This is a genomic window from Lentzea sp. NPDC004789, from assembly GCF_053601075.1.
Map to the genome: position 1 here is coordinate 78,585 of NZ_JBSGBE010000010.1, position 21,704 is coordinate 100,288.

Genomic DNA, 21,704 nt, shown 5'->3' on the forward strand with positions numbered 1-21,704 from the left:
AAACCGATGACTCGCAGGGCAAGGGAAGCCGCAGCGCGCCTGGAGCGGCTCGAGCAGCTCGTCGACGGCATCAGCCGGTCGATCGAGAAGATCGAGGTCGCCACGATCGTGCGCGACCCGTCCTCCGGCTTGTCGGCCGAGGCGTACGAGGGGCTGCGCAAGCAGGTGGTGGCGGCCGCGGGCAGCCGCATGACGCACCTGCACCAACTGGCGCGGTTCGCGGAGGCGCTCGACATCGGTCACCTGGAGGCGCTGCCCGACCTCGTGCGCGAGTGGATGGACCAGGCGGGGCTGGTCAAGGTTCAGGACGCCGCGGACGAGCGCTACTACGACGTGCTCGGCGGGCAGGGCGACGGGCTGCGCGTGCTGCGGTTCGGCTACGTGGACGCGATCACCGGCCGGCCGATCGTCATGGGCCAGGCGGAACGGGTGCGGTCCATGCCGGACGTGAACGAGGGCGCGCATCGGCGCATGGACGTCGGCGATCAGGAAGAGGTGCGGTCGTGAACCCGTTCGGAATCGACTTCGGCACGACGAACTCCGTGCTGGCCCAGTGGAACGGCCGTTCGGTGGACGTGCTGCCGATCGACGACCCGCCAGGGGCCTGGAAGGAGATGGGCTTCGACAAGGTCATGCCGTCGGTGCTGGGGATCGAGCCCTCCGGTGAGACCAGGTTCGGCTGGCACGGCAAGAGGATGGACAGCGGCAAGCTGGAAGCCGTCAAGCGGTTGTTCGCGACCGAGGAGTTCGTGGAGATCGGCGGTCACTCGGTGTCCGTCGAGGAAGCGGCCGCACTGCTCTTCGGGCACATCCGCGGCGCCTCGGCGGGCATCACGGTGGACCGCGCGGTCGTGACCATCCCCGCGAACAGCCGCGGGCTGGCCCGGTTCCGCACCAAGCTGTGCGCGGGCTTGGGCGGAATCGAGGTGCAGGCGTTGCTGAACGAACCGACCGCCGCCGCGATGGCCTATTCCGTCGACGCGACGCGCGACCAGAACGTCCTGGTCTTCGACTGGGGCGGAGGCACGCTCGACGTCACCGTGCTGGAGACGATCGAGGGAGTCTTCATCGAGCGAGCGTCCAAGGGCATTCCGCGCAGTGGCGGCATCGACCTCGACGAGGCGTTCGGCCAGGCCGTGCTGGCCGCCCTGCCGGTGCGGCCGTCGTGGAGCCCGGTGCAGCAGTCGCAGTTCCGGCTGGAGGTGGAGCGCGCCAAGATTCTTCTGTCCACCCAGGACGAGGTGAACGTGGTACTGCCCGACGGCCGGTACTTCCCGGTCACGCGGGCGATGTTCGTCAAGGCGATCAGCTCGCACCTCGACGAGGTGCGCCGCCCGATCGAGCAGTGCCTGGCCGACCTGTCGATCAGCCCCGCCTCGATCGACCAGCTGGTCATGGTGGGCGGCAGCAGCAAGATCCCCGCGGCGCGCACCATGGTGTCGGAGATGCTCGGCCGGGAGCCCGCCGGTGGGTGCGACCCGATGACGGCGGTGGCGCAGGGCGCCGCGATCGCGTCGGCGATCCTGCTGGGACAGCTGGACAAGGACTTCTTCGTGGCCACCGAGCACGCACTCGGGACGGTGGTGCACGACGACCACCAACGGTCGCGGTTCAGCGTGCTCATCCCGCGCAACCACCAGTTGCCGGCCAAGGCGACGGACACCTACCTGCCCGCTGTGCAGGGGCAGGACGAGGTCCGCATCTGCGTCATCGAGGGCGACCCCGAGAAGGCCGTCGACCACGAGGACAACGTGATCCTGCGCGAGTGGGTCATTCCGGTCGACCCCGGCCTCAGCCAGGCCGAGAACCGCTTCACCATCACCTACGAGTACAACGTCGACGGCATCCTGCACATCGTCGTCGCGGACGTCAGGACCGGCAACGTCCTGCTGCGCGACGACGTCTCGTGGGGCGTGACCAAGGACCGGTCGAAGCTGGTCGAGCTGGCCAAACGCGTCAGCACGACGATCGGCACCGGCGCGGTGAACGGTGGTGGTGCCAAGCCTGCGGCCACGCGAAACGGTGACCCGGAGGTCGCCGCGCTCACCACGCGGGCGCGGACGAAGGTCATCCCGTTCGTCGACGACGACGAGGCGTCCCGGATCGAGGCCATCTGCGTGGACCTGGAGAACGCCGGCGGCGCCGGTGTCGACGAGTGCAAGGAGGCGCTCTCCAGTGCGCTCCGCTCGTACGCCTACCTCCTCGTCTGAACCGGCGTCCGGCCACGCCGAGTGCCGGATCCTGCCGATCTACCTGGTGTGCGACCTCTCCGCGTCGATGGCGGCGGGCGACCGCGCGGCCGCCATGCGCGACTCGGTGACCGCGCTGCGCGACGCGATCTGGGCGAATCCGGTGGTGAGCGATGCCGCGCGAGTGGGTGTGATCGGTTTCGCGGGCTCGGCGTGGGTGGTGCTGCCGTTGTGCGACATCGCGGCGGTCGACGAGATCCCCGCACTGACACCGGCGGGTCTCACCAGCTACTCGTCGGCGTTCCGGCTGCTGGCGAAGACGATCGAGGCCGACGTCGCCCAGCTCGCCGCGGACGAGTTCGCGGTGTGGCGGCCGATGGTGTTCTTCATCAGCGACGGGGAGCCGACCGACAGCCGGGCGGTGTGGGCGGCCGAGCTCGACCGACTGGTCCACGGCGGCTCGCCGTGGCACCCGGAGATCGTGTCGTTCGCGATCGGCGACGCCAGTCCCGCGACCCTGGCACAGGTGGCGACCACGCGCTGCTTCGCCGCCCGCTCCGGCGAGGCGGTCGAGCAGGCGATCTCGGGGATCGCCGACCTGGTGATCCGCAGCGTCGTCGCCTCCGGTACCGCGGGCGCACCGGTGCTGCCGCGGTCGGCGCCCGCGGGCTTCGACGAGGTGGACCTGCTGTGAACGTGCCGGCGGTGTTGCGGGCGACGGACGTGACGGAAGGGACGCTGCTCGGCGAGGGAGGGCAGGGCAGGGTGACCGAGGTGATCGCGCTCGGCGGGCGGCCTGCGCGGGATCTCGTGGTCAAGCGCTACCACGACGAGATCGTGATCAACCCGGCCTCGCTCACCCGCCTCGTCGCCCTGCGCCGCTCCATGTCCGAAGTGGACAGAGTGGCGCTGGACGCGGTGGCGTGCTGGCCGCGCGCGGTGCTGGTGTCCGGAGACCGCGCGATCGGCGCACTGCTCCCACGCGTGCCGGAGGACTTCACGTTCGGCATGCGCATGCCGGAAGGCAGGCACGTGGTGGTGCTGCGAGAGTTGCAGTTCCTCATCGCGGACTCGGTGGCCTTGCGCCGGAGGGGCATCGCCGAGCAGGACGCCACCACATCCCTGCGAGTGCTCGCTCGCTGCGCGGAGGCGGCCGCGATGCTGCACCGGCACGGGGTCGTGCTCGGTGACACGTCGGTGAAGAACGTGCTCTGGCGGGCCGGGCCGGACCCCGCCGCATACCTGGTCGACTGCGACGGGTTCCGGCTGGGCGGCGCGGATCCCGTGTCTCCGCAACCGAACTCGCCCGGCTGGGACGACCCGTTGTTCCCCGGCACCCAGAACCAGCAGTCCGACGTGTACAAGACCGCCCTGGTCGTCCTGCGCGCGGTGGCGAGGAACTTCCACACCAGGGACCCCGAACGCGCCGCGGCCGTGCTCGGGCCCCGGCTGATGCCGCTGCTGCGGGCATCGCTGTGCGCGGATCCCGGCAGCAGACCCTCGATCTCGGCCTGGCCGGAGCTGCTGCTCCACCGGGCGGAGGAACTCAGCGCACTCACCCGTCCGGAAGGCGTGAACATCCGATGAGCGAAGACAAAGCCAAGCTCCTGCCGTTCTACGTCGTCATCGACGTCTCGTACTCGATGGACGGCGAGAGCATCACCGCGGCCAACGACATCATGCCCGCACTGCTCGACGCGCTCGCCCAGAACCCCATCCTCAGCGACAAGGTCAGGTTCTGCCTCGTCGACTTCTCCGACGACGCAAGGGTCCTGTTGCCGCTGTGCGACATCCTTGAGCCGTCGCTCACGATCCCGGGGCTGGCGGTGCGTGGAGGAACGTCGTACGCCGCGGCTTTCCGGTTGCTGCGCAAGACCATCGAGGACGACGTCGCGCAGCTGAAGGGAGACAGCTACAGCGTCCACCGTCCCGCCGTGTTCTTCCTCAGCGACGGGGCTCCCTCCGACCAGGAACAGGAATGGCGCGACGCATTCGCGGAGCTGACCGCGTACGACCGGCAGAGCGGCATCGGCTTCCCGATGTACCCGAACTTCATCCCGTTCGGCGTCGCGCAGGCCGACCCGCGCGTCCTGCAGCAGCTGATCCACCCCGCCACGGGCACCAAGCAGATGCGGATGTTCATGATGGACAAGGGGAACACGGCCGCCGAGGCGATCAGGGCGATGGCGGAGATCCTCGTGTCGAGCGTGGTGAACTCGGGCAACAGCATGGCGGGCGGCTCGTCGGGCATCGTCCTGCCGACCACGGCTCAGCTGCCGGCCGGGATCAGCACCTACAGCGCGGACGACGACGACTTCCTGTGATCGGCGACCCCCAGCTCTTCGAGGAGATTCCCATGTCACGTGGCAAGCACGCCGCGGGTTCCCCTGCCGCGGCGGACCCGGACGACGTCCCGGTCGAGTGGAACGACGGCGCGAGGCCGTGCAGCGTCGGTGACCCGGGCAGAGCCGTGTCCGCCGTGGTGACCCAACGGGACGCCAGATTCCGGTTCCGCAGCGACTTCGTCGTCGACGGGACGCGGCTACCGGTGCCGGACGCGCCGTCGGCCGACCTGCGGGCCGCGGCCGCGAGAGGCCTCAAGAACCGCTACTACGGACGCGTCTGCCAGGACGAGTACGCCTTCCTCGTCACCGAGGACGGACGCTGGCTCGTCATGGCGGTGTCCGACGGCGTCTCGGCGGGCACGCACTCGCACATCGCCGCGAAGATCGTGGCCAGATCGGGGTGCGCCGAGCTGGAGCGACGGCTGGAGCGCGACGGGCCGGAGAAGATCGACTGGACGGCGGTGCTGCACCTGCTCGCCGACGAGGTGGAGTCCTACGGGCGCGCGGAGCTGGCCTTGGCCGATCGGGAACAGGTGGCCGCGACGCTCGCCGCGACCGCTCTGTTCGCGGTGGTGGATCTCGCTCCGGACGAACCAGGGGCGCTGCCCGTGCACGTCATGCAGTTCGGCGACTCCTCGGCGTGGCTGCTGCGCCCGGACCAGGAGAGACCCTGGACTCCGCTGCAGCCGGTGAAGAACGAGGGCAGCGTCATCGCCTCGTCCGCGACCGCGGCGGTTCCCCTGGTGCCGCAACGACTGCCCGCGTCGGTCGAGACGTGGATCGCGGACGGGGAGGCGCTCGTGCTGATGACCGACGGCGTCGGCGACGCGCTCGGCAGTGGCGAGGGTGAGGTCGGCCGTTTCCTCACGTCCTGCTGGAGCGAGCCGCCGGAGGCACTCACCTTCGCGTCGCAGGTGAACTTCGGCCGGCGTTCCTTCGACGACGACCGCACCGTGGTTGCGGTGTGGCCGGTGCGCCGGTCGTGAACGACGAGGTCGACCTGGCCGAGTTGGGCCGGCTGGGCGACCGGATCGGCAAGGGCGGGCAGGCGGTCGTGTACCTCGTGCCGGGCCTGACCCTGCCCGACGTCTCCGGCCCTCTGGTGTACAAGGCATATCTCGGCCAGCAGTCGGCCCCGCACGGCTTCCGGGCGATCGTGCGGGTGCGCAGCGCGCTCGACGTCAAGGACCGCCATCGGCTCGACACGATCGCGGCGTGGCCCGCACGCGTCGTGCGGTCGGAGGGCCACATCAGCGGCGTGGTGATGCCGTTGATCCCGGACTCGTTCTTCCAGCAGCGACGGCTGCCCAGCGGAGTGTCCAGCCGGGATCCGCGGGAGGCGCAGAACCTGTTCGTGGCACCGGATCTCGCCGGCCGGCTCGGCATGCCCGCGCTGACCGGTGCGGACCGGCTCGCGGTGTGCAGGGACCTGGCCGGCGCGCTGTCGTTCCTGCACGACAAGGGGATCGTCTTCGGCGACGTCAACGCGAAGAACGAGCTGTTCCGCCTCGCACCGGAACCGACCGTGATGCTCGTCGACTGCGACGCCGTCCGGATTCGCGGCAGCGCCGCGGTCGTGCGGCAGCTCAACGCGCCGGACTGGGACCCGCCGGAGGGCCTCGTGCTCACCCAGGCCACCGACGTCTACAAGCTCGGACTGTTCGTGCTGCGCGCGCTGAGCCCCGGCCCGCAGTCCTCGACGGCCCGCGACCCCGCACGGCTTCGTCACGTGCTGGATGCCGACGGGTACGACCTGCTGGCCCGGTCGCTCTCCGCGCGGGCGAAGGACCGGCCGGCCGCGGCCGCCTGGTACAGCTACCTGGCACGCCGGACACCTCGTCGCAGTTCGAACGCCGTCGACCCGGTCGTCGCGCCGCGCCTGTCCGAGCAGCGTCCGGTGACCAGTGGATGGCGGCGGGACCCCGCGACCGGCAGGTGGGTGCCGGCGCGGTGAGGTGCGCGGTCTGCGGCCGGCAGCCGGTGTCCTGCTCGGTCTCCCTGCGCGGTCAGGTGATCTGCGACGAGCACGGCGAGTCCGGTCTCTGCGTCGGCTGCGCCCGGCCGCGTGCCGTCGGCGAGCAGGGGTGGCCGGACCTCGGCGCGGGCGTGATCAGGTGTCCCGAGTGCGCTGTGGACGCCGTCGACACCCAGCACGACGTTCGCCGCGTGTTGCCCGGCATCCGCCGCACTGCCGGGGAACTGGGCTTCACACTGCGCACTCCTGTTCGCGTGGTCCTCGCCGACGGGGAACGGCTGAGGTCGGCCGTGGGCGGCGCGCTGCTCCCGTTGGGAATCACCGAGATCGCCGTCAGCGGCGACCAAATGGGCGCGACGGTGATCCGGGTGCTGGGAGGCCAGCCGCACGACCTGTTCGGTGGCACGGTGTCACACGAGCTCGGCCACGCCTGGCTGGCGGAGAACAGCGTGCGCCTCAGGACCGAAGCGCTGGAGGAAGGCGTGTGCGAGCTGATCGCCTACGCCTGGCTCAAGAAGGCCGGTACGCCGTTCGCGCTGGCGTTGCGGGACAGGATGCGGCACAACCCGAACCCCGTGTACGGCGCGGGCTTCCGGCTCGTGCACGGCAGCGTGCGCATGCACGGGATGGCGGCTGTGCTGTCATCTCTCGCACGCACCGGAGGACTGCCGTGACCGTCAAGGCATTGCTTCGGGCCGCCGCACGACGAGCATGTGCCCGCCGAGGTTCCGCCAGCCCCCGTCCAGGACGTCGATCGGCAGCATGACTCCCGGCTTGCCGGTCGGATCGTTCACGATGATCGTGTTCACCTCTCCGTTGATCTTCACGACACCTGTCACCACGACGGAGTGGTTGGTGTTCTCGTGAGTGAGGTTGCTGTCGTCGTGCACGAACATGTCCGACGGACGGTCCGGGCTGTACCTGTCCCGGAAATCGCGTGAGTTCACCTCGATGGCCACGCCGTGCCCCTGCTCGACCAGGTCCGCGATGTCCTCCACGGTCATGTCGTGCAGGTGCGTGCCCTTCAGCCCGAGCGACTCGAGCAGCTCGATCTGGTGCTCGGCCTTGACTCCACCCCAGAACTGCGGATCGTTCTCGTCCATCTCGTACTGGCCGTTCTCGACAGCCGCGTCGAGGACCTCGGACTCGGAGGTCTCGACACCCTGCTGCTGGGCGAGCTGCGCCACGGTGGTCACGCCGCACGTGCGCTTGACACCGCGGTCGTTGTGGCCCTGCGGGAGCCAGCCCGGAATGGACTTCTCGGGATCGCCGATGATCTCCACGTCCGGGATCTCCTTGAGCGCCTTGATCCGGCTCAGTCCCTGCTCGCGCTTTTGCTGGACAAGGGTGTCGTCCGCAGCGTCCTGCGCGGGGCTGTCCGGTGGAACGTCGTCGACGATCAGGCGGGCCAGCCGCTCGTACCCGTCTTCCCCCGAGGTGCTCGGCTGCCACGGTTCGTCCGGGGTGGCCTGCGTCAGCTGCTCGATGTCGTCGTCTTCGAGGAAGTCGCCTAGCTCCGAAGCGGAAGAGGCCTGGGTGCCGGGCAGTTGTTCAGGTGTCCCGGCGTTCCCGCGTTCGGTGTCGCTCGCCGGGTCCGGTCGGGTGGGGTGGTCGTCGAGTCGTTCGGGGGCGACCTGAGTCGGCCGGCCGGGTTGCTCGGCGTGATCCTGTGGTGCTGGGAGCTGCTCCGGGTGGACGGGGTCACCAACCGCGGTTCGGTCCGGGTGGTCGCCGGGTTGCGGGACGTCGTCCCACGGCGTGGGTTCCGGGGAGCGCCGCATGGCGTCGGCGAATGCGGTCTGCACGGCCGGGACGGGCTGGTCCTGAGATGCGTGGTCGAGGTGGGACGTGCCGGTGAGCGCGGCCTGGCGGAACGGCCGGTTGAGGTGCCCGGTTCGGTCGGCCGGCGCTGGGTCGAGCCCGACGGTCTCGCCCACCGCGGCCTGACCGAGTGGGTGGGCGGGTGGCTGGGTGGTTTCCGGTGGCAGGTCTGGTGTGGGGTGGCCGGGTTGTTCGGTTCGGTCGCGTGGTGCGGAGTCCTGGCGTGGTGGGATGGTGTGACCGAGCGGCCCGGCCTGGGCTCCGGGCACCGGCTGCCGGTCGAAGTGAGCGGAGGCGGGTGGGAGGTGGAGTTCCGCTGCCGGTCCCTGCGGCGCAGGCTCCAGTTCGAGCTGTCGCGACTTCTCCGGCGAAGGGGGTTCCCAGGCGACGGCTGGCGTCGGTTCGAGGAGTTCGTCGATCTCGTCGCGGCGCTGTGGCGAGACCGCCTCGAGGTTGAAAGCGGGCTTGAACTCCGGCACCTCGCCGGGCCGGTCGAAGAACCTCTCACTCATCGTCAGACCTCCAGAGGGGGCGGAGCCGGAACGCAGGCCAGGTCGCGTCGAGTCCCATCTCGGCCAACGCGTTGTTGAGGCGCGCGGCGGGTGAGGTGCCGCGGGAGATGACACCGGTCAGGTCGTCGATGACCGGAGGGTCGCCGCCGAGGACTCCTTCCTGGGGGACCAGGTCTCTCCTGGCAAAGGCAAGGGCATCCGCGCGTTGTGCGGCCCACGTCGTTCCGGGCAGGGAGAAGCCGGCGGTGGCCCACGCGGCGGTGCGCGGGTGTGGGCGTTCGACGTCGTCGCCGGGGCGTGGGGTGGCGTGCAGGGCGCGGAGGATCCAGGCCCAGCGGTAGTGGCCGACGCGCCAGCGCGGTTCCGGCACGCCGACGTTCGCGCCGGACAACAGTTGCCGCATCACCCCGGCCACCCGGCCGGTGAGGTCGCGTGGGTCGTACCAGCGCAACATGTGCACGCCGCGGCGGTCGACGGACGCGGCACAGGCCGCTCCCACAGCGCAGTCGAGCAGTGAGTCCGGCAACCCCAGCAGGCGGGACCGGAACGGCTCCGACAGGGACCCGAGCGGTTGACCCAGCACGTGTGCGAGGACGGTGACCTCCGCCCACAGCGAGATCCACGGCCCGTCCGGCAGGTGTTCCGCGCGCACGATCCGGTCCAGCGTGCACGGTGCCGCACCGCATCGAGGAGGGCAGCCGGCGCCGCGTCTGCCGACCGGAGGAGTGAGGACGGCAGGGCTGCGGGACTCCTTGGTCCGTCCGGTGGCGTCCACGGCGACCAGCACCGGCCGGTCCATCCCGTCGGCGTGAGCCGCGGCGACCCCGGGAGGCAGCGACACGACGTGCTCCGACTGCTCGTCGGAGACGTTCATCGTCGCGCCGACGAAGTCCCTGTCGTCCTTGGCCGGCAAGCGGTGCACGAGCTTGACGGCGCTGTTCTTCACCACGTCGGGCAGCAGCTTCGCCGGGATCTGCTCCGCTACGACGATGCCCTCGCCGTAGGCGCGGACCTCGGCGAAGAGGTTCGCGAACAGGGCGACGGCCTGGGCGGCCGCGGAACCGGTTTCGACATGCCGCAGCAGCCGGTGCGCCTCCTCGATCACCGTGACGTGTGCGAGTCCCGGCGCGGTCAAGCCGTGTTGCTCGCGCAGCCGGAGCAGCTCGAACACCCGGAGCATCACGCAGCCGATGAAGAACGCCTTGTCGTTGTCGTCACCGAGATCCTCGATCTCGAAGACCACGTTGCGCGTCAGCAGCGCGCCGAGGTCGAGCGGATGGCCGCCCTCGAAGAACCTGCCGGGTGTACCTGAGCGGAGACTGCCGATCCTGACGCTGACGAACCCTCGCATGTTCTGCCGCACTTCAGGGCCGTAGCCGACGTCGTCCACCGCGGCGAGCGTGTGGCGCTGGAGGTCGGAGAGGGTCGGCCACCGCGGCAGCACGCCCACCGCAGCGGTGAGCGATGCGCCGAGCGCCAGGTTCCAGCCGACCGCCGTGTAACAACGCGTCAGGGCGCGGGCGAGAATCTGCGGGAACGGCTCCTGAGCGTCGAAGGAGGCGGTGAAGAGCGCGCTCACCATGTCCACGTGCGTCTGCAGCGGGAAGCACACCCGTTGGCCGTTGACGACCATCGAGCTCGGCTCCAGCGGATTGAGCGACGCCGGTGGGGCGTCCGGCGTGCCCGGCCGGATCACCAGGACCTCCGCAGGTGCCACCCGGCCCGCGATCGCCGCGTACTCGGCCTTGGCCGGTTCGACGACGAGCCACGGGATCCCTTTGCCGGACAGGGCCTCCAGCAACGTGCGCACCGTCTGCGACTTTCCCGCACCGGTGGCGCCGGTGACGAAGACGTGCCGGTTCACGCTGTCCAAAGCGACACCGAACGGCAGTGACGGCGTGTCTGTCGCGTCCAGCACGCGACCCATCACTAGCTCCGCTGGAGCTTCGGGAGTGCGGTCGAACGCCGGAGTGGTGGTAACCCTGATCCCCGGCAGCTCGCCGACCGGCGGCCGCCACAGCGCCGTCACCGCGGGCGTGCCCGCGTCGCAGGTCTCGGCCCAGGCGAGGTCGGTGCGGGGTGCCGATTTGCGCGCGGCACGCACCCGCAGCGGACCACCTCCGGCATCCGCACCGGCACCTGTCATCGCGGCGACCGCGTCGCACACCGCCTCGTCGTCACCGGCGGTCCACACGCGAAGGCGCCACGCCCCGAGTGTCGCGGCGCGGTCGAAGTGCGCCAGTTCCGCCTCCGCCCTGGCGAGCCGGATGCGTTCGGACCCCCTCCCGGAACGGCGCCGCTCCAGATCGCCGATCGTGTCCGAGAGCGCCGAGATGCGGGCCTCCAGCGCCGTCGCCGGCAACGGCTCGGCGACGACCAGCACTGCGGCCGGCCGGTCCGGCAGCAGCCCGAACAGGTCGTCGAGGGCTGTCGCGGGTTCCTGCGCGTCCTCCTCTCCTGGCAGGCATTCCAGGGCCACCTCGGCCGTCCGCCAGCAGGCCAGCCGTCCGGTCGCGCGCGTCACCTGTGCTGGTTGCAGCGGTGCTCCTCGCGCGCCGGGCGGGAACGGCACCGTCACTGCGGCGGGGTCCGCGATCCCGCCCACCAGCAGCGCGAACCGGCCGTTCGGGCGGACGCGGATCCAGCAGCACGCGACCGTGTCGCCCGCCGCGTGTGCGAGCGCCAGCTGGGGCAGCAACCTGGTGCGCAGCTCCGGCAACCCTCCGTCCAGCCGCGGTACGGACAGGACCTGATGGGTCAGCAGGGAGACTTCCCGGGGCGGCACGGTCACGGCCCCAACGGTGCGGGGGAGGTGCGTCCGGAGCTCGCGATGGCGGGATCGCACACCGCCACCATCACGGTGACGTCGCGGCGGTAGAGCGCGATGCCGTCGTCGAGCTGCTGGAACACCTCCGGCTGCACCACGTGCTCCTGCACGCGCCCGATGCTGCTCTGGCGCGTGACCCCGACCGATCCTCCGATCCCGTGCGACGTGGCGTTGCTGACGCTGAGCGAGGTCGACAAGCTGGTGCCGAAGTTGCGTCCCCAGCTGAGCGCGCCGTTGAGCCCGGTCGAGCTGCTGCGGCCGGAGCTGTGGGTCGTACCCGTCGTGACCCCGACGGTCTTCGTGTGGGCCTCGTTCCACTGCTCGGTCTCGTTCTCGGACAAGGAGAAACCGTTGACCACGAAGGTGAACTCCTTGCCGAAGTGCTCGGCGGCGTACACGGCGTCCTGCCGGTTCGGCAGCCTGGCGAACAACGCGCAGTCCACGCCGCCGAGCCCGATGGTGGTCTTCGCGTCGTCGGTGATCCGGCCCCACAACAGGACCAGCTGCTTGTTGCGGCGCTGGGCGGTGCCCTTGAGGACGTCGAGCACCTCGGGCGCCAGCGCCTCGGCCCCGGCGACGACGAGCAGGTCGGGATGTTGGTACGGCGCCGCGAACGCCAGCGTCGCGGTGCGGGACAACAGCTCGCGCGCCAGCTCCGCGTCGTGCGTGCTGCCTGCTCGCTCCACCTCGTAGGTGCGCACGCGGAACGGGCCCGCACCGGTGGTCCTGCTCGCTCTTGCCGGATCCCTGGCGAAGCCGAGCAGGCCGTCCAGGTCACCGTGCAGGTCGTTCAACCGTGCCGACACGTGCTGGTTCTGGTCGACGACGTCCGCGCGGTAGTCGCGCAGCTCCGCCTGCTCACGCGGGTCGAAGACCGAGGTGATGGACCGCTGCGGATGCCCGAGCAGCAGTGCGATCGCGTCCCGCAGCCTGGCGAGGTCGTTCTGCACCGCCAGCATTTTCTGCACCCGCACGAGTTCCTGCCTGGCGCGCAACGCTTCGTTGCGCCCCTGACCACCCGGGGCGGGCCGCAGCACGTCCGTCACGAGAGCGGCGAGCTCGTCCGGCGTCCTCCTGCCGAAAACGTCCACAGTGGATCCGCGTGCGGAGAGCACGTCCGAGCGCACGTCCGGAATCCCGCTCGCCGAAGCCATGCTCCGCAACGGTCCGAAGAGGTCGGACTGGGTGAGGTTCACCATGCGCACGCGCCCGATCCAGGACATGGCGAGCGTGGTGAGCAGCTTGGCCCACAGCGCGGGGGTGCCGCCGAACACCGGCAGCACCTGCACGTCCTCCCACGCGACGACCGGGTACCACGCCGGCCTGCTCTGATGCAGCCGGGCGAGCCGGCGCTGGTCGGCCTCGACGTCCTTGCGCCACAAGGCGTTCGCCTGCGCGGGATCCGCACCCGCGGCAGGGGGTGGCTGGTCGAACAACGGGCTGAGTGGTGGGTCCCCGAGCTCGATCGGATGCCAGCCGACGACGAGCCCGTTCCTCGGCGACGTCACGATGACCCTCCGGAAGTAGTTGTGCCGCAGCCTCTTTCACAACAGCGTGTGCGAGGCCTATCGTTCTCGCGTGCCGCTGCGAGGAGGTCGTCGTGGGATTCGGCAGGTTCTTCAACTCCGGCGCCTGGCAGGCGATCCCGGACGTGTTGCGCAAGGAGGGCTGGGTCGAGGTTCCCGGCGTGTGCAAGTTCGGGTACCCGTGGCCGTGGTCTCCGGTTGACGACGGTCCCGGTCTGATCGACGGGTCCGGTGCGGACAGGTCCGTCCAGATGATCGCCGCGCTGGTGGCCCCGCACACCAAGTTCCTGCCCACCGCGATGTTCTGGCCACAGGCGGGCGCGTTCGACGCGACGGGTGCGGTCGTCCGCGACCTTCCCGCGCTGTACGGGGGAGTGCTGAGCGAGTCGCGCCAGGTGCTGGTGGGCGGCCGGTCCGCGTTCGTCGTCGACCTCGACCTTCACGGGGGAGAGCGGGTGTCGCGGCTCGTCGCGGACGCGCCGCACGGCACTCAGCTGCACGGGGAGCTGAGGGTTCCACGCGCGAGCGCCGCCGGGTACCGGTGGCACTGGTGGGCGATGCTCGGGTCGTGGCAGTGGCGGTGACAGTGTCGGCATGTCACCGCCTCAGCACGGTGGTGCCGGCGGAGGTGCCTGTGTGCAGCAGGCGCTTCGCATAGCAGTCGTCCTGGGCGATGCCCTGGCCGTCGCACCACGCGTTCGCGTCGGCGCCGGTCGGGAACGGGCGCGGCACGACGGTCACCCAGAAGTCCTTGCCGTCGTAGCTCGTGAACTCACCCGACCAGAGCAGCAGCGCGTCCGGGTACCTGCTCCTGATGGCCTGGTGGTCGGCCCAGATCTCCAGGTACCCGTAGCTCTGGCCGTTCACGACGAGCCCGAGCTTCTTCGACGACAGCTGTGGCATCCAGACGCCGACCGCGGCCTCGACGGAGGGTCGGTCGGCGGCGAGCTGCCGTTCCAGTGCGGCCTTCGCCGCGTCGGCGGAGTCGACCGTCGTCGTCGTGACCGGCGTGGTGGTCCGGGTCGTGGCTGGCCAGGTCGTGGGCGGGGTTTGCCGGCCTCCGGCCACCGGCGTGGTCGCGGCGCCCTCGGTCGTGTCGTTCTGCGCGGCCACGGAGAACACGAGAACGACGAGTCCCATCACCACCACGAGCGCGAACGCGGCCATCGCCCACGCGGGTTGACGACCGGCTGGCGGCACGGGCGTCACACGGGGCGGTGGCGGTGGCGGAGGCGCCGGTGAGAGCGGAGGAACCGGCCGCGGAGGCGCCGAGGCGGTGGCGGTCTGGACGCGCACGCCGCATTTCGTGCAGTAGTTCACCCCGGTGCGAAGAGTCCCGCCGCAACTGATGCAGTTGATCAACCCGGTCACCTCTCCGGTCGGCCGCCGACGTGATTGTCGTGCGCTCTCTTCTCACTTCGTTCAGCCGGTGCGATGACGTTACCCGAGCGATGCGAGAAAACTGTCCACTTTTCGGGTGCAACGTTGTGGACGGTGGCCGCGATGCACCAGTCAGGTTCTGCACAGGGAGGCGAGAATTGTGGAAGCATTTTGGGTGCTGGTGGTTGTGGTCGTCATCGGCTGGAACATCTTCGTCCAGGTGCGGGCGCGCACTCAGCTGGACGTGACGACCGCGCTGAGCGAGCAGCAGGCGGCTGCGCTGGTGGCCGAACACTTCGGTGTCCTGTGGACTCGGGAGGAGGGGGCCGGGCACCTGAACTTCAAGCCCAGACTGCGAAAGTGGCCGCCCACGGTCTCGGTCAGCTTCACTCCGAACGGGACGTCGCAGTGCGGCGTGTCGATCTGGACGTCGCACTGGACCACCCGGTACGGCGTGATGGGACACGCCCAGCTCGCGTGGCGCAAGGAGGCGACGCTGGCCCGCAAGCTGAGCAACGCGTCGTCGGCCGCCAATTGGTTGAAGGGCGCCTGACCACAATTCATCCACACTTTGTCAACTTTGCCCGACCGGTGCGGAAGTGGTCATGATCTTCATCAACTACCGGACCGGTGACGGTGACTTCGCGGCTGTTCTGGTTGATCGTGAGCTGGCGGCGGTCTTCGGTTCCGAACACGTTTTCCTCGCTTCGCGCTCAATTCCTCCTGGTGTGGACTTTGATAAGGAAATCGAATCGAGGCTGGCGGACTGCGTCGTCGTGCTGGCCGTGATCGGCAACCGGTGGCTGGAGGCGTGCGACGAACACGGGGTGCCCCGGCTCGACCTGGACGACGACTGGGTGCGCCGCGAGCTGGTGCTGGCCCGACGTCTGGGAATCACGGTCATCCCGGTGTTCCTCGACAGCACTCCCCGGCTCGCCGCGGCACGCCTGCCGGAGGACTTGCGCGGCTTGGAGGCGGCGCAGTACTGCCGGCTGCGCCACCGCAACGCGGAGGACGACCTCGCGGTGATCACACGCCAGGTCGGCACACTGATGACCGCCACGGAACGGGACCTGCGCCAGTACCTCGTCGCATTGGCCGACCGGCTGCGCGGGGTCGGCGACTGGCTGCCGTACCGGTCGTTGGAAGACGGCTTCCACGAGAGGCGGGTCGAGGTCCACGACGAGGTGCCGGAGCACCGGCCGACCGTGGTGGAGGGTGAGGTCCGGTGGCGGGACGCCGTGCGCGGAGTGAGGCTCGGCGTCGTGCTCGCGGACGCCGGGTTCGGCAAGACCTGGTTGCTGCGGAGGCACGGTCTGCAACTGTGCGAGACCGCCTTGGCGGCGCTGGACGCCGGCGCACCGCTCGACGACGCCGAGGTGCCGTTGTTCGCGCACGCGCACGAGCTCGCGGAGACCTGGCGCTCGACGCCGTCGCCGGAAGCCGTTGCCCGTGCGGCTCTCCAGTGGTCACCGGAACTGCGCGACAACGTGCGGTTGCGCACGCATCTCGCCGGCCGCTTGAGCTCGGCTTCGGCCAGGGCGCACGTGCTGGTGGACGCCTACGACGAGGTGTTCGACGACGGATCCCGGGATGCCGTCGCCGAGGCGCTGGCCCACCTCGCCGGACTGGTGCGCGGGCGTGGGGGCCCGACGGTGCTCCTGACCTCGCGCCCGGCCGGGTTCTCCGACCCGTTCGCCGCTGTCGGCCAGGACGACGACGAACCTGGCACGTTGTTCTTCGAGCTGGGGGTCCTCAGCGAACGGCAGGTGCGCGCGTTGTGGGAGAGGTGGTACGAGCTGAACGGGGCCGAGGTGCCGCTGGCCCGGCTGGACCCGGTGCTCGCACCCCTGTCGGCGATCCGCGCCGCCGCGGGCATTCCGCTGGTGGCCGCCTTTTGTGCCTGGGTCGCCGAGACCGAGGAGGTGACCACGAACCGCAGCGGACTGTACCGGCAGGTCGTCGAACGCTTTCACCGGCTGGAGTGGAAGAGGGGTTCGCCCTCGCCGTTCCCGGCGCTGCGGCAGGACGCCGGGCTGCGCGGGCGGTTCCGCACCGCCTTCCGCGAGCTCGGCTGGCACATGGCGACCGACCGCCCGGCCTGGTGCGACGCGGTGCCGGTGGACGAGTGCGAGTCGGTGCTCGACCGGGCGCTGGGCTCGGTGCCCACCCAGCGGAGCCGGGTCTTCGCCGCGACGCGGGCGTTCGGCCTGCTGGTGCCGTGGGGAGGAGACGACGCGGCGCCGATCGGCTGGATTCACCGCAGCGTGCACCAGTTCGTCGTAGCCGAGAAACTGGTGACGTTGCCACCCTCGGACGTCGAGGTGCTGGTCGCCGGACGAGCCTGGGCGTGTCCCGAGTGGACGGACGTGCTGGACTTCGCGCTCGGTCTCGAAGCCGCGGGCGACACGGGCGGCGGGGTGGTCACCGAGGTCGTCCGGCGGCTGGCCTGTGGTGGTGCGGACGGGCTCGGCTGGTTCGCGACCGCCTTCGTCGCGGCCGGCGCCGGGTTCCGCGCCGGTTCCGCTGCCCGCACCGAGGTCACCGAGCGGGTCTGGCGCCTGTACGGCGCGGGTTTCCTGTCCGCGGAACACCTCGCCAGGGTGCTCGCGCTGACCCCGTCCGCGGACCCGGCCGAGCTGACCGAACTGGTGCGGGCGGCCGCCGACGAACACGGCTACCGCTCGTCGACCTGGCAGGCGCTGGCGTGGTGCGGGCCGGCGGGCCACGCGGCGTTGCGAGCCGCGATCGTGTACCGGCGGACCGCGAACGGCGCCGCAGCCGCGCTGCACCGGGTCGCTCCGGAGCTCGCGGCGCCGGCGGTCCGGGAACGCCTGGCGCGTGGACTGCACGTCGTGCGGCCCGACCACGTCGTGCTGCGTGACCTGACTCCGGACGACGTCGAGTTGCTGCGCGCGGCCCGGCGGCGCAACCCGGCGTCGGTCTCGGCGGCTCAGGTGCTCGGCTGGACGGCGGCCCGGTCGGCTCTGGCCGACCTGACCGAGGCACTCGGTGCCGGTGACGCGGTGCACCGGGGAGCAGCGGTCCTCGGTCTCGCCGCCTGCCTTGGTGTGGAGCTCGACGACGCGGGTGTCTCGGCACTGCTCTCCATCGCGGTGCACGACCAGGACCGGCGCGTCCGGGTGGCCGCGCGGTCGGAGCTGGTGCAGCTCGGGCTTGAGGTCCCGTGGGTCCGGCAGGCGGTGGAAGCCGTGCACGACGAGCTGTACCGCGACGAGACCGCGCCCGACCTGGACGACCTGGACGCGCTGGCGGCCAGGCTGACCGATGTCGGACCGTCGACGAACACCGTGCTGCACATGCTCCAGCTCGACCCCGGCCTGATCCAGGGACCCGTGCGGCCCGCGTTGTCCCAGCTCATGTTGCGGGCCGTCGACGGTGTGCTGGAACCCGAGCTCATCCGCCTCGTCGCGGTGCTCGCCGGCGAGCAGTTCGTGTCCGCCGCCGCGGACCGTCTCGACGGCACCGTGCCGTTGCCGGTGGCGAACCTCCGCCGCCTGGCGTGGGGGCTCGTGCACGCGAGACCGGTCGATCCCGAGGTGTTCGCCGCGATCGCGACCTGCGCCAGGGTCACCTCGGACCCGGCGATGGAGGTGGCGCTGCGCGCACACGACCTGCCCGCGGAGGAGAAGGTGCGCCACCTTCTCGGCTGCCTGCTGGCCCTGCGCGAACCGGACCGGGAGGTCGTGGCGGTCTGGAGCGGCACGCTGCGGCACGCGCTCGTTCGCCTGGCACCGCAGAGCCGCGCGGAGTTCCAGGGCGAGTGCGCCCGTGCGACGCGCCATGCGCTGGCCAGGTACGAGGACGGCCTCGCTGAAGCACTTCCGGCGGCGCCGTGAGCGTGCCGGCACCTCGACGATGGGATGATCGCCTCATGGAAACGTACTGGGGGACCGCCGAGGCAGCCTGGCGGTGGGTGCTCGATCAGATCCGTTATGACGACGACGCGGTGTGGATCCCGCGATCCGTGGACGGTGAACTGGACCCGGAAGACCGCGACGGCATGTACTCCGGCATCGGCGGCCTGGCGCACACGCTGGCCGAGATCCGGTTGAGCAGGGAGTGGACCGCCGAGGAGCAGCGCCTCGCGGACCTCGTCGCCGAGCAGGTCCGCGCGGGCATCGGCACGTCCGTCGACTACACGTTCTTCGGCGGACTGGTCAGCGCCATCGGTGTGCTGACCGCGCTGGACGCGCCGGGTGCCGAGGCCGCCGTCACGAGACTCCTCGAACTGTCCACTTCGGACGGATGGCCGCTGGAGTGGTACGGCCCGCCGCGCTTCCTGGAGGGCGCGCGCTGCCACGACCTCACGCTCGGTTCGGCGGGTGTGCTGCTGGGCGCGGTGTGGGCGCAGCGGCACGGTGTCGCGGGAGCCGACGAGCTCGCCAAGGTGGCGGCCGAGGCCGTGCTGGCGGATCGGGAAGAGGTGCCGGCCGGGCTCAACTGGCGTCAGGTGCCGGCACGCTCGTGCATCGTGCAGCGGGAGATGCCGAACTTCTCGCACGGCCTGTCGGGCATCGCGACCGCGCTGGCCCTGGCCGGTGCCGAGTTCGCGCGCGCCGACCTCGTCGAGGCGGCCGCCGCGGGTGCGGCGCACCTCGTGGCGCTCGGTGACACGAGCGACGGTGGTTTCCGGGCGCCGCTGCGCATTCCGGCGTTGGAGGACATGGAGCCGTTCAGCTACGGCTGGTGTCACGGGCCGACCGGGACCTCGTTGCTGTGGCCCGCGCTCGGACGGGCCGGCGTCGCCGAGGTGGCCGGAGTGCCGGTCGTGGACTGGCACGCCCGGTGTCTGCACAGCGTCCGCGTCTCCGGTCTGCCCGAACGCCGTTATCCGGGTTTCTGGGACAACGACGGCCGCTGCTGCGGCACCGCGGGCGTGGGCGACCGGCTGCTCGACGCCGGTGAGCACACCGAGTTCGCGCTGCACCTCGCGGACGTGGTGGTGCAGCGGGCGATCCCGGACGGATCCGGCGTCTGCTGGCGGTTCGTCGAGCACCGCAACCCCGAACCGCTGCTGCCCGCCGGCGTCGGCTGGATGGCGGGTGCGGCGGGCATCGCCGGGTTCCTGTTCCACGCGGGCCGCTTCGCCCAGGGGGACAAGACCGCGGTGCCGCGCATCGACACCTGGTGGGCGCTCTAGGGCCTGTCCTCAAAGGTCGTGTGGCTGATCTGCTTTGATCTTGGTTTGTGGCGCGCAGGCATGAGCTGACTGATGAGCAGTGGCAGGCGTTGCAGCCGTTGTTGCCGGTCTCGGGCGCGAAAGGGCGTCCTCGGGTGGATGACCGGCGTGTGATCAATGGGATGTTGTTCAAGGCCAAGACCGGGGTGTCGTGGCGTGATCTGCCAGAGCGGTACGGGCCGTGGAAGACGGTCTACAACCGGTTCTGGCGCTGGTCGCGCAACGGCACCCTGACCATGCTGGTGTCCAAGGTGCGGGTGATCGCGGAGGCGATCGACGAGCTGGACCGGGAGGTCTCGGTCGACTCCAGCATCGTGCGCGCCCATCAGCACGCGGCCGGCGCTCGCCGCCGGAGCGCTCACACAGGGGGTGAGCGGGTCGTGTGGCGGGCAGACCGAACCAGATGATCATGCTATCGGCCGGTCCCGCGGCGGCCCCTCCACCAAGATCCATCTCGCCTGCGACGGGCACGGCCGCCCGCTGACCACCGTGCTGACCGGCGGGAACACCAACGACTGCACGATGTTCGACACTGTACTGGCCGGTGTGTGGTTCCCGCCGATACGACCGGGCCGGCGTGTCACACGTCCGGCGCGGGTGATCGCGGACAAGGGCTACTCCAGCAAGTCCATTCGCGCTCAGCTGCGCCGTCGCGGTATCCGGGCCACCATCCCCGAACGCCGAGACCAACGCGCCAACCGGGCCCGCCGCGGCCAGGCCGGAGGCCGTCCACCCGCCTTCGATCCCGTGATCTACAAGCGCCGCAACGTCGTCGAACGCTGCTTCAACCGACTCAAGCAGTTCCGCGCGATCGCCACCCGCTACGACAAGACCGCACTGTCCTACCAAGCCATGATCGACCTGGCCACCCTCACACTCTGGCTTTGAGGACAGGCTCTAGGCCGGGTGCCAGCCCAGTTCCGGGCCCAGCTTCGTGGCCAGGTCGGTGAGGATCTGCACGTAGTCCTCGTGCTCGAAGCTGAACGGCAGCGCGAACGCCACCTCGTCGACCTCGGAGAAGGCGAGGTGCGCGTAGAGCTGCTCGGCGATCTCCGCGGACGTGCCGACCAGGTCGCGGGCGAACATGAACCGGCGCGGCCCGACCGGGGCGGCGGTGCGGGCCGTGCGCTGGTCCACGTAGTCCTGGTACTTCGCGCGCTGCTCCGGGGTGGCCGAGTCGGTGGGGATCACCACGAGTCCCTGCGAGACCCGGCCACCGCCGTGCTCGCGGAACGCGCGGATGTGCGAGAGCTGGATCTCGGCGAAGTTCTCCGACTCCTCGGCCTGGACCACGTTGCTGCACAGCAGGTTCAGGCCGTGCTCGCCCGCCCAGCGCGCCGACCGCAGGCTGCCGCCGCCGTACCACATCCGTTCGGCGAGCCCGGCCGAGTGCGGCTGCACGCGATCCGAGAACACCTCGATGCCCCTGGTGCCGCTGAACTCCGTGACCTTCTCGCCGCGCACGAAGTCCAGCAGCCGCTGCACCCGGTCGTAGCTGAAGTTCTCGACGTCGGCGGTCTCCGGGTACAGCGCGTGCTTGACGTCGTCGTAGTACATCGGCGGTCCGACGCTCACGCCGGGGTTGAGCCGGCCGCCGGACAGCACGTCGACGGTCGCCAGGTCCTCGGCGAGCCGCAGCGGGTTCTCCCAGCCCAGCGGGATCACGGCGGTGCCGAGGCTGATCCGGCTGGTGCGCTGGGAGGCCGCGGCGAGGAACGCGACCGGCGAGGAGATGCCGAACTGCAGGTGCCGGTGGCGCACCCACGCGCTGTCGAACCCCAGCTGCTCGCCCAGTTCGATGATCTCCAGCGTGGACCGGTGCCCGGCCGCCGGGTCGTGCTCGTCGAACAACCCGATGGTGAGAAAACCCAGCTTCCGCAACGGCTCTGACTTCCGCGGCACCGCACGCCTCCTCGATCAACCTCC

The 21,704-nt window shown here is 70.6% G+C and carries 17 protein-coding genes and 1 pseudogene; 13 read left to right on the top strand and 5 right to left on the bottom strand.

All coding sequences use genetic code 11. The features are described 5' to 3' along the window. Positions 1–6 precede the first annotated feature (6 nt). Genes ACWEIJ_RS23240 through ACWEIJ_RS23275 form a run of 8 tightly spaced genes read left to right on the top strand, consistent with a single transcriptional unit; the run spans position 7 to position 7,183 of the window. Positions 7–507 (top strand): hypothetical protein, encoded by a 501-nt coding sequence (locus tag ACWEIJ_RS23240; protein WP_449839305.1) that lies wholly within the window; start codon positions 7–9, stop codon positions 505–507. Then, positions 504–2,210, top strand: coding sequence for an Hsp70 family protein (locus ACWEIJ_RS23245; RefSeq protein ID WP_449839306.1), 1,707 nt, complete (start codon positions 504–506; stop codon positions 2,208–2,210). Before ACWEIJ_RS23240 ends, ACWEIJ_RS23245 begins: the two co-directional genes overlap by 4 nt. After that, positions 2,176–2,883, top strand: a complete 708-nt coding sequence (locus ACWEIJ_RS23250; protein ID WP_449839307.1) for a vWA domain-containing protein — start codon at positions 2,176–2,178, stop codon at positions 2,881–2,883. The genes ACWEIJ_RS23245 and ACWEIJ_RS23250 overlap by 35 nt, the downstream gene beginning before the upstream one ends. Further along, positions 2,880–3,776 (top strand): hypothetical protein, encoded by an 897-nt coding sequence (locus ACWEIJ_RS23255; RefSeq protein WP_449839308.1) that lies wholly within the window; start codon positions 2,880–2,882, stop codon positions 3,774–3,776. The genes ACWEIJ_RS23250 and ACWEIJ_RS23255 overlap by 4 nt, the downstream gene beginning before the upstream one ends. Beyond that, positions 3,773–4,513, top strand: coding sequence for a vWA domain-containing protein (locus ACWEIJ_RS23260; RefSeq protein ID WP_449839309.1), 741 nt, complete (start codon positions 3,773–3,775; stop codon positions 4,511–4,513). Before ACWEIJ_RS23255 ends, ACWEIJ_RS23260 begins: the two co-directional genes overlap by 4 nt. A gap of 32 nt (positions 4,514–4,545) precedes the next feature. After that, complete coding sequence (locus ACWEIJ_RS23265) at positions 4,546–5,520, top strand: protein phosphatase 2C domain-containing protein (RefSeq protein ID WP_449839310.1); 975 nt, start codon at positions 4,546–4,548, stop codon at positions 5,518–5,520. After that, positions 5,499–6,488, top strand: a complete 990-nt coding sequence (locus tag ACWEIJ_RS23270; protein WP_449839311.1) for a hypothetical protein — start codon at positions 5,499–5,501, stop codon at positions 6,486–6,488. Before ACWEIJ_RS23265 ends, ACWEIJ_RS23270 begins: the two co-directional genes overlap by 22 nt. Then, entirely contained in the window at positions 6,485–7,183 is a 699-nt protein-coding gene (locus ACWEIJ_RS23275) for a protein DA1 (protein ID WP_449839312.1), read from the top strand. The genes ACWEIJ_RS23270 and ACWEIJ_RS23275 overlap by 4 nt, the downstream gene beginning before the upstream one ends. A 3-nt stretch (positions 7,184–7,186) precedes the next feature. Here the strand turns inward: ACWEIJ_RS23275 and ACWEIJ_RS23280 are convergent, their stop codons facing one another. From ACWEIJ_RS23280 to ACWEIJ_RS23290, 3 genes are read right to left on the bottom strand one after another with little or no spacing between them, the layout of a single operon-like run. Beyond that, positions 7,187–8,842, bottom strand: coding sequence for a C39 family peptidase (locus ACWEIJ_RS23280; RefSeq protein ID WP_449839313.1), 1,656 nt, complete (start codon positions 8,840–8,842; stop codon positions 7,187–7,189). Beyond that, positions 8,835–11,633, bottom strand: coding sequence for an ATP-binding protein (locus ACWEIJ_RS23285; protein ID WP_449839314.1), 2,799 nt, complete (start codon positions 11,631–11,633; stop codon positions 8,835–8,837). Before ACWEIJ_RS23285 ends, ACWEIJ_RS23280 begins: the two co-directional genes overlap by 8 nt. Next, positions 11,630–13,177, bottom strand: a complete 1,548-nt coding sequence (locus ACWEIJ_RS23290) for a hypothetical protein (protein WP_449839315.1) — start codon at positions 13,175–13,177, stop codon at positions 11,630–11,632. Before ACWEIJ_RS23290 ends, ACWEIJ_RS23285 begins: the two co-directional genes overlap by 4 nt. A 92-nt stretch (positions 13,178–13,269) precedes the next feature. Between ACWEIJ_RS23290 and ACWEIJ_RS23295 the strand changes: the two genes are divergently transcribed. Continuing rightward, positions 13,270–13,779 (top strand): hypothetical protein, encoded by a 510-nt coding sequence (locus tag ACWEIJ_RS23295; protein WP_449839316.1) that lies wholly within the window; start codon positions 13,270–13,272, stop codon positions 13,777–13,779. 13 nt (positions 13,780–13,792) lie between these two features. Here the strand turns inward: ACWEIJ_RS23295 and ACWEIJ_RS23300 are convergent, their stop codons facing one another. Next, positions 13,793–14,362: a zinc ribbon domain-containing protein gene (locus tag ACWEIJ_RS23300; protein ID WP_449839317.1), complete on the bottom strand. Its 570-nt coding sequence runs from the start codon at positions 14,360–14,362 to the stop codon at positions 13,793–13,795. Positions 14,363–14,750: 388 nt separating this feature from the next. Here ACWEIJ_RS23300 and ACWEIJ_RS23305 point away from each other — a divergent pair, with 388 nt between their 5' ends. The 4 genes and pseudogenes from ACWEIJ_RS23305 to ACWEIJ_RS23320 all read left to right on the top strand — a co-directional run bounded on the left by ACWEIJ_RS23305 (position 14,751) and on the right by ACWEIJ_RS23320 (position 20,666). Continuing rightward, a complete protein-coding gene (locus ACWEIJ_RS23305) occupies positions 14,751–15,128 on the top strand; it encodes a hypothetical protein (protein WP_449839318.1) in 378 nt (125 codons plus the stop codon). Positions 15,129–15,180: 52 nt separating this feature from the next. After that, complete coding sequence (locus tag ACWEIJ_RS23310; protein ID WP_449839319.1) at positions 15,181–18,435, top strand: NACHT domain-containing protein; 3,255 nt, start codon at positions 15,181–15,183, stop codon at positions 18,433–18,435. Between the two features lie 35 nt (positions 18,436–18,470). Next, positions 18,471–19,739 carry a lanthionine synthetase LanC family protein gene (locus tag ACWEIJ_RS23315; RefSeq protein ID WP_449839320.1) on the top strand — a complete coding sequence of 423 codons (1,269 nt, stop codon included), beginning with the start codon at positions 18,471–18,473 and terminating at the stop codon, positions 19,737–19,739. Positions 19,740–19,786: 47 nt separating this feature from the next. Beyond that, positions 19,787–20,666, top strand: a pseudogene (locus ACWEIJ_RS23320) (IS5 family transposase). A 9-nt stretch (positions 20,667–20,675) separates the two neighbouring features. On the opposite strand, the gene ACWEIJ_RS23325 reads toward ACWEIJ_RS23320, so the two are convergent. Then, positions 20,676–21,680: an LLM class flavin-dependent oxidoreductase gene (locus tag ACWEIJ_RS23325; RefSeq protein WP_449839321.1), complete on the bottom strand. Its 1,005-nt coding sequence runs from the start codon at positions 21,678–21,680 to the stop codon at positions 20,676–20,678. Positions 21,681–21,704 lie beyond the last annotated feature (24 nt).